Genomic DNA, 11,412 nt, shown 5'->3' with positions numbered 1-11,412 from the left:
AATGGAAACCGGGCCTCACCGGGACGAACCCGTCAGATCTTGACGCGCGCGCCGAACAGGAAGGTACGGCCGAAGTGGTTATTCTCGTAATTGCGCTCGGCAAATATGTCGTTGAAACGATACCGGTAATCGTCGGTCAAATTGGTGCCTTCGATCGAAAGTTCGACCTGTTCGGTCAACTGGTAGCGGATCGACGCATCGACGTTGAACGAGCTGCCATAGCCTTCGAAGATATTGTTGTTGCCGCTGGTGCTGTCATTGTAACCGCTGCGCCACGCGGCCGAGGTGCGGACCGAAAATTTCCCGTCGTCATAATAGAGGGTGGCGTTCCACGCCCGCTTCGACAGGCCGAGCAGCGGCTGGGTGTAGGTGCCGTTCGGCTGCGCCTCCAGCCGGTTATCGACCGGGTCATAGGCGAGCGGCCCCGAGATGCTGTAGTCGACATCGCTCTTCACGAAGGTTGCGTTGCCGAGCACGCCAAAGTGGCGCAGCGCATCGGAGAAGGCCGAGAAGGGAAGCTGCAGCGACAATTCGACGCCCTTCAGATTCGCCCCGGGACCGTTGCCGGTGGTCCGGAATTCGAACTGCCGGCCCGGATCGGCGCCGCCGACGACCGCGGCATGCGCCGGGGTCCCCGGCGTGAGCAGCGAAAGCGGAAGGCCGCTCGACGCATAGGTGCCCTGCAACGACGTCGAGATCGGGAAGCTTTCGATATCCTTTGCGAACAGCGCGACCGACGCGATGGCGCCCGGCGCGAAATACCATTCGGCGGCGAGGTCGAAGGTCGTTGCGCGATAGGGATCGAGGAAGGGGTTGCCCGAGGTGATGCGGAAATTGAACTGATCGACCGCGCCGCCGGGGCTGAGGCTGCCCAGCGTCGGGCGGGTGATGACCTTGGCGATCGCACCGCGCAGGATGATGGTCTCGGTCGGGTGCAGGTTCAGGTTGAATGACGGCAGCCAGTCGTCATAGGTCCGGTCAACCGTGACGAAAGACCCGTTGGTGAAGCCCGACGACGACTGGTCGGTCTTGACGTAGCGCACGCCGGCATTGCCCGTCATCCGCATGCCGAGCACGTCGGTTTCGAACTCGGCCATGAACCAGCCGCCATAGGTTTTTTCGGTGACCGCACGCTGCTCGCCCTGCTGCAGCACCGCGGGGCGGTTGTAGAGATCGATCAGCGCCGTCCCCGCGTCGAGATCGGGAACGATCCACGCGTTGCTATTGCCCGAAGGCTGCCCCGCCTTTCCGAGCTTGAACAATTCCGCGATATCCGCGCTGACGGGAAGCCCTGTCGTCCCGGGCGCGCAGGTAAACGCGGCGCAATAGGTGCTATCGCGGCGATAGCCGACGGTATCGAAGTCGAACTGGCGATAGAAACTGCCGCCGAGCAGCTTGAAGCGGTCGGCAAGCTCCCATTCGAAATCGAGCGCCACGGTCTTGAATTTGTTGGTCAGGAACGACGGACGATCGCGGAATTCGGCGAGCACGAACGACGACGGATTTTCGATTCCGGGTCCAAAGCTGAGCATCGGAAACTTTGAGTCGGTGTAATCATACCGATATCCGGTGCCGTCTCGGTCGTCGAACGCCAGCGTCGTTTCGACCGGAATATCGGCTTGGGACTTGGAAAAGCCGCCGAGCAAATTGACCTTGAAACTGTCGCCAAGCCGCTGTTCGAGCCGACCCGACAGCTGGTAGAATTCGGTTGCGCTCTGCCGCGAATAGCGCTCGGTGCGGATATAGACATTGTTGAGATCGGCCGCGATCAGATTGTTGTTCGCATCGATCGTGTAATTCGACACGTCGATTCCGCGCTCTTCGCTGCGCAGCAACACCTCGCCCCAATATTCGTCGCGCACCTCCTTGAACTTCGAATAGAGTCCATCGATCGAAATGCTGGTATTTTCGCTCGGTTCGAACTGGATCGACGCCGTCGCGCCGAGGCGCGAGCGATCGTGACTGACGAGGCCGTAGCGCGGGATGCGCGGGTGAAAGGCTTCCGCCACCTCGACGCAGGCGGCCGACGGATTCGCGACGAAGTTCGATCCGGCCAGGCAGGTCACGCCGTTGACGCGGCGGAACGGAGCCTGCGCCCAGCGCACGCTGTTGTTGCCAAGTTCGTGCGTCTTATAGTCGGACCAGGCGACCGACGCCGAAACGCCGAACGTGCGGTCGGCATTGGTCCAGGCGATCAACCCGGCGAGGCGGGGGCTCGTGTCCTTGGTCAGGTCATTGTAACGCGCCTGCGCCGAGGCGACGAGGGTCAGCCCCTCCTTGCCGCCGAGCGGGTTACCGGTGTTGAGGTCGACGACCCCGCCGAGCGAGCCTTCGTCGAGCGATGCCGACGCCGTTTTGTGGACGACGAGCGAGGTGAAAAGCTCCGAAGCGAAAACATTGAAGTCGAACGCGCGATCGCGGTTCGCCGCCGCCCCGTCGGTCGAGGTCGCGATCGTTTCCATGCCGTTGAGGCGAACGCGCGTGAATTGCGCCCCAAGTCCGCGGACGGTGATCGCGCGGCCTTCGCCCGCGTCGCGCTGGATCGAGATGCCGGGAATGCGCTGCAGCGATTCGGCGAGGTTCTGGTCGGGGAATTTTGCGATATCCTCGGCGACGATCACATCGACCGCGGCGATCGAATCGCGCTTCTGGCCGAGCGCCTTGTCGAGCGAGGCGCGGAAGCCGGTGACGACGATCTCGTCCCCGCTTGCGACGGTTTCGTCGGCGGCCGCAGCAGCGTCCTGCGCCCAGGCCGGCGTCGCCGCCAGAACGGCAAGCGACGCACCGCACGCCAGCCGGGTCAAAGTGCGAATGCTCCGCATTGCATGAATTGCCATTATCATCCTCCCTTATCGCCCCGTTGCCCCCGCTTGCGCAAGGAATGACACCGGTTACTTTACTGGACAAAGCGATTTGGCAAACCGCTTCATCCGTCGATTTTTCAGAGGTTGATGGCGGCCGCCGTCCTATGCGGCGAACCGGATCAGACCCTCTCCCTTGGAAATATTTTCTCGTTGACCGATTGGGGTAACCGGTGTCAGAAAGATTGCGGATTGCGACGAACATGTCAATACCCCAATGATGAGGAGAGACGGGATGCCCAAAAAGCCCTGGATAACTGCGCTTTTTCTGGCTCTTAGCCTGTCATCGGGTTCGGCGATGGCGGCCGGTGCGGCGCCGCTCGCCTTCCCCGGCGCGGTCGGGCCGGCGGCAGAGACCCCGGGCGGACGCGGCGGGCAGATATTGCGCGTGACCACGCTCGCGCCCGACGGTCCGGGGTCGCTGAAGGCGGCGATCGAGACGCCGGGGCCGCGCATCATCGTGTTCGAGGTCGGCGGCGTGATCGACATGGGCCGCAGCACGATCGAGATCAAACATCCGTTCCTGACGATCGCCGGCCAGACCGCGCCCGGACCCGGGATCACGCTCATCCGCACCGGGATCGATGTGAAGACGCACGACGTCGTGATGCGCCACTTGCGTGTCTATACCGGCGTCGACGGCCAGCCGAAACGCAGCGGGTGGGAGGCCGACACTTTCTCGACCGTTGCCGCGCATAATGTCATCGTCGACCATTGCACGCTGATGTGGGGGATCGACGAGAATATGTCGGCGTCGGGGCCGCGCTTCACCGGCAAGAGCGTCGACGAGTGGCGGAAAGGCACCAGCCACAATATCACCTTCTCGAACAATCTCGCCGCCGAGGGGCTGGCCGATGCGAGCCATCCGAAGGGCGAGCATAGCAAGGGATCGCTGATCCACGACAATGCGACGGGGATCGTCTTTTACCGCAACGTCTGGGCGCATAATGTCGAGCGCAACCCGCTGATCAAGGGCGGCGCGCAGGCGCTGATGATCAACAACCTCATCTATAATCCGCAGCACCGCGCGGTGCATTATAATCTGATGAACCTCGAATGGGTCGGGCATGAGTATGTGACGGGGCAGATCACCGCGGTGGGCAATATCATGCGCGGCGGCAACGACACCGACGCGGGCCTGCCCTTTCTGATGCTCGGCGGCGACGGCGACCTCGAATATTATGGCAAGGACAATCTGGCGGTCGATCGCCACGGCCAGCCGCTTCCCGAGTTCGGCCGCTATGGCGAGACGCAGGCCAAGCTGATCCAGGCGAAGGCGCCGCTCGCGCCGGTCGGCGGCTACAATATCCTGCCGGTGCGCGATGTCGAAACCTCGGTACTCGCGACCGCCGGGGCGCGGCCCTGGGCGCGCGATGCCGAGGAGATCCGCGTGCTCTTCTTCGTCGCCGAGGGGCGCGGCGATGTGATCGACGACGAGAAGGAAGTGAGCGGTTACCCCAAGGTCAAGGAGGTGCGCGCACCCTTTGTCGCGGCCGAATGGGATCTTACGACGATGGAACCGAAGTCGGGCCGCTATCCGGGCCAGACCGCGCCGTTGCCGCAAGAAAATCTGTCGGCGCGCGACAGCGCGTCGCGGACGGCGAACTGACGATGAGCGCGCTCCTCGCCCTCCTGCTCGCGGGCGCCGCCGCCCCCGCAATGGTTGTGATCGACGAAGCGACTACGATCCGCGAAGAAGCGCCGCCGCACGGCGCGATCGGCCTGTCGACCGCATACCGGATCAGCGACGCAGTCCCCGCGCCGCGCAGCTTCGAATTCCGCAAGCGCGCGCTGCACGTCGGCGCGGCTATCGGCGTACATCCGATCGACCATGACGAGATTTATTATGTCCTCTCGGGCACCGGCATCGTTCATTCGGACGGCGAGGAAAAGGAACTCAAGGCCGGAACCGCGGCGTGGCTCTACAAGGGCGCAAAGGTCGGCATTCACCAGACGGGAAGCGAGCCGCTGGTGCTAATCATCGCCTATCCGAACAAGGCAGCAAGCCAATGACCTTCGACCGACGCGCCTTGCTGACTGCCAGCCTCGCGCTGCCCTTCGCGAGCGTGGCGGCGCAGGCGGCGTGGACACGGCCGGCTGGCTTGGCCCCCGACGCGAGCATCGCGCTCTGGCCCGAAGGTCATATCCGGCCGCCCGCGGGGCTCGTCGAAGCGGTCGTCCAGCGCAGCGACGATCCGAACGCGAGCGACCGGATGCTGCAGGGAATCACGCGCCCGCGGCTCGACATCTTCCGCCCGGCGAAGCCCAATGGCGCGGCGGTAATCCTCGCGCCCGGCGGCGGCTATCGTTACGTCGTGGTCGACAAGGAGGGCTATGAGCTCGCACGCTGGCTAAGGGAGCGCGGCGTTACCGTCTATGTTCTCTTCTACCGCCTGCCGGGGGACGGCTGGACGAACGGCGCCGATGTGCCGCTCGCCGATGCACAGCGCGCGGTGCGGCTGGTGCGCAGCCGGGCGAAGGTCGACCGGATCGATCCCGCGCGCGTCGCCTTCGGCGGCTTTTCGGCGGGCGGTCAGGTTGCGACAAGCCTGCTCACGCGCTTCGATGCCAAGGTGTATGCGCCGGTCGATGCCTCCGACACCCTATCGGCGCGGCCCGATGCGCTCGCGGCCATTTATCCTGTCGTCTCGATGGACCCGGCGATCGCGCATGCGGTGAGCCGCGAGAGATTAATCGGAGCGAACCCCGATACGGCACGCGAGAAACTCTATTCGCCCGAGCGCAATGTCCGCGCCGACCAACCGCCGCTGTGGTTGCTCCACGCCGAGGACGATAGCGTGGTGAAGATCGAGAATAGCGTCCGGCTGCGTGAAGCCACGCGCGGTATCGGCGCGCGGTGCGAAGCGCATTTCTTCGAGCGCGGCGAGCATGGCGTCGGGCTGATGAAGGCGGCAGGACTGCCCATCGCGATCTGGCCCGAGCTGCTGTGGAGCTGGCTCGTCTCGCACAGAATCGTTTAAATCCGTGCATCCCTCCCGCCTTCGCGGGAGCAGGGCGCTCAATATGGTCGCGGCTTAGCTGCCCGGCTGGATGTACGGCACCCGCGCGAACAGCTCGCGCTCCCACTTGCGCGGATCATTTTCGACGCGGCTGACCGTATCGAAGATCATCGTCTGCCGCTTGGCCATCGTATAGGGCGCCCAGCCCGGATCGCCTGTACGCGCGAAACGGACGAAGGCGTCCATCACGCGGTCGCTCATCGCCTGCTGCGCGGGGGTGGGATCGGGGGTCGTGCCGAAGCCGAGCGCAATATCGTCGGCATGTTTCGCATCCCCGAAATCGAGCTGGTAGACGAAGGCGGGCGCCCCGGCGCGAGCGCGCGCCTCGGCCTCCTCGACCTGCCCGCGCCAACTGCGCGCGGCGGTGACGATGCGGTGGAACAGCTCGAGCGGCGCGGCCTTTGGATAGCGGGCGCGGAACTGGCCGACCACCCACGACGGCTCGATATCGATCCGCATCTCGGGCGCGATGCGCGCGGCGAGATTGTCGAAACCCAGCCCGGTGAGTTGCTTGCCATCGGGCGCATAGAAGGCGCGCGTCTCCATCACCGTATTGCCGAGCATCATCGGAATATCGAGCGACTGCGGCGCGGCGTCGGGCCAGAAGGGGTGGCGCACCAGATGCTTCATATCGAGCACTGGGCCCATATAGACGCCGCCGCCGAGGATTGGATCGGTCGCCGACAGCGCGGCGACGAGCTGCTCGACTGGCGCGGTCACGGGATCGATGCCCTGCCCCAGCTCGCTCAGAAACCCTTGCGCGCGCTTTGTCGCATTGAGCGGGCCCGAGGCGGTGACCTGCTGCCCGCTCATCGTGATCGCCTTGTGGAACAGGCCCTTCGCTTCGGGCATTGCCATCAAGGTCGCGATCTTCGCACCGCCGCCCGACTGGCCGAAAACGGTGACATTGCCCGGATCGCCGCCGAACGCCGCGATATTGCGCTGGACCCATTTGAGCGCGACGATCAGGTCGAGCTGCCCGGCATTGCCGCTATCGGGGAAACGCGAATCGAGCCCGGCGAGATATAGATAGCCGAGCGCGTTGAGGCGGTGGTTCACGGTGACGACGACGACATCGCCGCGCGCCGCGAGGTTTGCGCCGTCGTTGACCGGGTCGGTAACGCTGCCGGTCGAATAAGCACCGCCGTGGAAATAGACCATGACCGGGCGACGCGCCTTGCCCTCTAGCGATGGCGTCCAGACGTTGAGAAAAAGGCAGTCTTCGGATTGCGGATGATAGCGGTCGCCCTGCTGCGGGCACGCGGGGCCGAAGACCATGCCCCGATCCTTCCGCCCGTCAGGCCGCAACGGGGTCTGCGGATCCGGACCGAATTGCTCGGCCTTGACCACGGCGACCGGCGCCGCGAAGCGTGCAGCACGCGCATAGCGGATGCCGGCGAAACGATAGGGAAGCCCGCCACCACCATTGACGTTTGCATAAAGCCCATCGGGTGCTTCGAGCATCGAAACCTGATCGTGGCGGGCCTTCGCCGGAAAGGCAGTCGCGACGCCCAAGGCAAGGCCGCCGCCAATCAACGTACGGCGGCTGACCTGTTCAGCGCCGGACATCGAGCCCGCCGCCATGGAAGGCGTCGATATCGGCCTGGCCAAAGCGGCTCGCGTCGCCCGGTAGCGAATGTTTGAGACAGGTCAGCGCGAGGCCGCTTTCAGCCATTGCACGCGCATCGCTGCCCGACAGATGCGCATGGAGCACGCCCGCGGCAAAGGCATCGCCCGCGCCGATGCGGTCGACGATACCGGTGACGTCGATCTCGGGGGTCTGGTAGCCGCTCTCGCGCAGATCGACGCGCGCGGCGATGCGGTGATGATCGGCGGTGGCCGTATGACGCGCGGTCGAGGCGATCAGCTTGAGACTCGGGAACGCCGCGAAACCCGCTTCGGCCGCTTCGCGCCGCCGGTCCTCGCCCTCGCCGCTGAATTGCTTGCCGAGCACGAGCGAGAGATCGCGGTGATTGCCGAACAATATGTCGGCGGTGCCGATCAGTTCGGAGAGGATCGTGCGCGGATCGCTGTCCCATGCCTTCCACAGCATCGCGCGGTAATTGCCATCGAAGCTGACGGGCACGCCTAGCCGTTTTGCCGCGCGTGCAGCCGCGAGCGCGGCTTCGGCCGAGCGGGGTCCGAGCGCAGGGGTGATGCCGGAGAGGTGGAGCAGGCCCGCGTCCGCCAGCAAATGGTCGAAATCATAATCCTCGGGACCCGTCGCCGCGAAGCTCGATCCCGCACGGTCGTAGACGATCTCCGACGCGCGCAGCCCCGCGCCGACGCTGAGGAAATAGAGCCCCATGCGCCCCGCACCGCTGGCGACGGCGGCACAATCGACGCCCGCACCGCGCACCGCCGAAACGGCTCCGTGGCCCAGCGCATTCGCAGGGACCCAGCTAACCATCGCGCAGTCGTGGCCAAGATGCGCGAGGCCGATCGCGACATTGGCCTCGGCTCCGCCGACGTGGAGCGCAAGCGACGGGGACTGCATCAGCAGCTCGTTGCCCGGCGCGGTCAGGCGGATCAGCAGTTCGCCGAAAAAGACAAGGCGGCCGTCGGTCATCTCACTCCCCGTTCGCCCCCTCCGTCGTGGAGGGCGATCCGTTCCTGTTATCTTGCGAGCCAGCCGCCGTCGACGGCGAGGATATGGCCCTGCACATAGTCCGACGCCGATGACGCGAGGAAGACCGCGGCGCCGCCGATGTCGCTCGGATCGCCCCAGCGCCCCGCGGGGATGCGCTCCATGATCTGGCGGTTGCGCGTCTCGTCGCCCTGCAGCGCCGCGGTGTTGTTCGTCGCGATATAGCCGGGGGCGATCGCGTTAACCTGCACGCCCTTTGCCGCCCATTCGTTCGCGAGCAGCTTGGTGAGCCCGCCGACCCCCGATTTCGACGCGGTATAGCTCGGCACGCGAATGCCGCCCTGAAAGGTCAGCATCGAGGCGATGTTGATGATCTTGCCCGACCCGCGCGCAATCATATGGCGGCCGACGCTCTGGCAGAGGAAGAAGAGCGTCTTCAAATTGGTGTCCATCACCGCGTCCCAGTCGGCCTCGGTGAAGTCGACCGCATCGGCGCGGCGGATGATGCCGGCATTGTTGACGAGGATGTCGATCCGCCCGAACTCGGCGAGCACCGCGTCGACCAGCGGCTGCACCGCGCCGACGCTCGACAGGTCGGCGGCAAAATTCTCGCCGCGGCGGCCGAGCCCGCGCACCTTGCCAACGGTCTCGTCGGCGGGCGAGCGCCCCGCGGCGGCGATGTCGGCGCCCGCTTCAGCGAGCGCGAGCGCGATCCCCTGCCCGATGCCCGTGTTGGCGCCGGTGACGAGCGCGACTTTTCCCGTGAGGTCGAACATTTGCATCCTCTTACCCTTCGTCATGCCGGACTTGATCCGGCATCCATTCCGGCGGCGTTGTCTGGACCCCGGACCAAGTCCGGGGTGACGATGAATGGATTACGATAGCTGACAGATGTCGAGGACGTTCATGTCGGTATAGTCCTGATTCTCGCCCGCCATCGCCCAGATGAACGCATAGGATTTGGTGCCCGCGCCCATGTGGATCGACCAGGGCGGCGAGATCACCGCTTCCTCATTCTGCATGACGATGTGGCGCGTCGCCTCACCCTCACCCATGAAGTGCATCACGCGGTCGCTGCCCAAATTGTCGAGTTCGAAATAGAAATAGATCTCGCTGCGGCGCTCGTGGATGTGCGGGGGCATGGTGTTCCAGACGCTGCCTTCCTTGAGCACGGTCAGACCCATGACGAGCTGCGCGCTGTCGCACACGCCCGGGATGACGAGCTGGAAGATCGTGCGTTCGTTCGATTCGGCGAGGCTACCGCGATCGAGCGCATTGGCGTCGGCGATGCCGAGCTTGCGCGTCGTGAACGCCTTGTGCGCCGGGCACGACGCCAGATAGTAACGCGCGCCCGATCCTGCGAATTCGACGTCCTTCGCGCCCATCGTCACATAGAGGCAATCCTTGTTGCCGAGCGTGAAGCTCTCGCCGTCGACGGTGACGGTGCCTTCCACCGACGACACGTTGACGATCGCAAGCTCGCGGCGCTCAAGGAACGGGTGCCCTGCGGCCGACGGCGGCTCGCTCTGCGCCGGCAGCTTGACCGGGGCGCTACCGACCGCGACGCCGCCGATCACGAAGCGGTCGGCGTGGGTGTAGTTGAGGACGCACTCGCCGTCACGAAACAGGTTCTGGATCAGGTAGCGATCGCGCAGTTCCGCGTTCGACACTTCCTCCATCATCACCGGATGGGTGGCATAATAGGTCTTGGAAAACATGGGATCGCATCCTCGCTCGATATTTCTGGCTTGCCGCCTTGCTAGATTTGATGGTAACCGGTGTCAAGAGGTGTTGGCACCCCCGCCGGGCGGTTGATTTTACGCTTTCGAGCGCCCATCAGCAAAGAAAGCGCGAGCCGGGCCAGAGGCTTGCAGGGGAAAGAGCGAATATGGCGGCACAAACCAAGGGGCCGGGGGGCAAGCAGCCGACGATCAACGACGTCGCGGCGCTTGCGGGGGTTTCGAAAAAGACCGTGAGCCGGGTGATCAACCGCTCCGAATTCCTGACCGACAAGACGCGCGCCACGGTCGAAAAGGCGATCGAGCAATTGGGCTTCGTTCCCAATCCGCAGGCGCGCGCGCTCGCCTTTCGCCGCAACTTCCTGATCGCGCTGCTCCACGACAATCCGAACGCGCAGACGGTGCTCAATTTCCAGCGCGGGGTGCTCGACGCGATCAAGGACAGCGACCTTGCTTTGCTCGTCCGCCCCGTCGATCGCGGGTCGGACAAGATGCTCGACGATGTGCGCACCTTCCTCGAAAAGCAACGCCCGATCGGCGCGATGCTGCTCCCGCCGATTTCGGAGAATGACGATCTCTCCGCGCTCTGCGAGGATCTGGGCGTGCGCTATGTCCGCATTGGGTCGGCGCGGATCGACGACGAAAAGCATTGCATCTCGTCGAACGACCGCGAGGTCGTCGCCGAGGCGGTGCGCGGGCTGATCGCGCTCGGCCATCGCCGCATCGGTTTCGTGCGCGGCCCGGTCGGTTTCCGTTCGGCCGCCGAGCGTGAGGAGGGGTTCCGCGAAGCGCTGGCCGAGGCCGGGCTCGACCTTCCGGGCGAACTCTATGCGCCCGGCAATTACCGCTACACCGCGGGGATCGAAGCCGGCGAAGCTTTGCTGTCGCTGCCCGTTCCCCCGACCGCGCTCTTCTGTTCGAACGACGAAATGGCGGCGGGCGTGATGAGCGTCGCGCACAGCAAGGGTATCAAGGTCCCCGGCGAATTGTCGATCATCGGCTTCGACGACAGCCCGACCGCGACGCATATCTGGCCCGCGCTCAGCACCGTGCGCTGGCCGATCCGCGAAATGGGCATCCGCGCCGCGCAAACGCTCGTCCCCGATTTCCTCGGCCCGGGCGCCAAGATCGCGGACGATGAAGGCACTGTGCTCGCCTCGACCTTTGTCGAGCGCCAGTCGGTCGCGCCGCCGCCGGAGCGCTGA

At 64.9% G+C, this 11,412-nt stretch carries 9 protein-coding genes; 4 read left to right on the top strand and 5 right to left on the bottom strand.

Annotation, left to right across the window (positions count from 1 at the left end):
- Window positions 1-32: 32 nt before the first annotated feature.
- Window positions 33-2,837, bottom strand: coding sequence for a TonB-dependent receptor (locus V8J55_RS06475; RefSeq protein WP_336444842.1), 2,805 nt, complete (start codon window positions 2,835-2,837; stop codon window positions 33-35).
- Between the two features lie 259 nt (window positions 2,838-3,096).
- On the opposite strand from V8J55_RS06475, the gene V8J55_RS06470 reads away from it, so the two are divergent.
- Genes V8J55_RS06470 through V8J55_RS06460 form a run of 3 tightly spaced genes read left to right on the top strand, consistent with a single transcriptional unit; the run spans window position 3,097 to window position 5,842 of the window.
- Window positions 3,097-4,470, top strand: a complete 1,374-nt coding sequence (locus tag V8J55_RS06470; protein ID WP_336444841.1) for a pectate lyase family protein — start codon at window positions 3,097-3,099, stop codon at window positions 4,468-4,470.
- Between the two features lie 2 nt (window positions 4,471-4,472).
- Window positions 4,473-4,874, top strand: a complete 402-nt coding sequence (locus V8J55_RS06465) for a cupin domain-containing protein (RefSeq protein WP_336444840.1) — start codon at window positions 4,473-4,475, stop codon at window positions 4,872-4,874.
- Window positions 4,871-5,842: an alpha/beta hydrolase gene (locus tag V8J55_RS06460; RefSeq protein WP_336444839.1), complete on the top strand. Its 972-nt coding sequence runs from the start codon at window positions 4,871-4,873 to the stop codon at window positions 5,840-5,842. The genes V8J55_RS06465 and V8J55_RS06460 overlap by 4 nt, the downstream gene beginning before the upstream one ends.
- Window positions 5,843-5,896: 54 nt before the next feature.
- Here V8J55_RS06460 and V8J55_RS06455 read toward each other — a convergent pair whose 3' ends face one another.
- The 4 genes from V8J55_RS06455 to kduI form a co-directional block, all read right to left on the bottom strand.
- Window positions 5,897-7,450 (bottom strand): carboxylesterase/lipase family protein, encoded by a 1,554-nt coding sequence (locus V8J55_RS06455; protein WP_336444838.1) that lies wholly within the window; start codon window positions 7,448-7,450, stop codon window positions 5,897-5,899.
- Window positions 7,437-8,450, bottom strand: coding sequence for a sugar kinase (locus V8J55_RS06450; protein ID WP_336444837.1), 1,014 nt, complete (start codon window positions 8,448-8,450; stop codon window positions 7,437-7,439). Before V8J55_RS06450 ends, V8J55_RS06455 begins: the two co-directional genes overlap by 14 nt.
- 47 nt (window positions 8,451-8,497) lie before the next feature.
- Window positions 8,498-9,250 (bottom strand): 2-dehydro-3-deoxy-D-gluconate 5-dehydrogenase KduD, encoded by a 753-nt coding sequence (gene kduD, locus V8J55_RS06445; protein WP_336444836.1) that lies wholly within the window; start codon window positions 9,248-9,250, stop codon window positions 8,498-8,500.
- Window positions 9,251-9,343: 93 nt separating this feature from the next.
- Window positions 9,344-10,186 (bottom strand): 5-dehydro-4-deoxy-D-glucuronate isomerase, encoded by an 843-nt coding sequence (kduI, locus tag V8J55_RS06440; RefSeq protein ID WP_336444835.1) that lies wholly within the window; start codon window positions 10,184-10,186, stop codon window positions 9,344-9,346.
- Between the two features lie 170 nt (window positions 10,187-10,356).
- Between kduI and V8J55_RS06435 the strand changes: the two genes are divergently transcribed.
- Window positions 10,357-11,412, top strand: a complete 1,056-nt coding sequence (locus V8J55_RS06435; protein WP_336444834.1) for a LacI family DNA-binding transcriptional regulator — start codon at window positions 10,357-10,359, stop codon at window positions 11,410-11,412.

This window comes from Sphingopyxis sp. CCNWLW2 (assembly GCF_037095755.1).
Lineage (GTDB): Bacteria > Pseudomonadota > Alphaproteobacteria > Sphingomonadales > Sphingomonadaceae > Sphingopyxis.
This window is presented reverse-complemented; position numbering and strand designations above follow the sequence as displayed.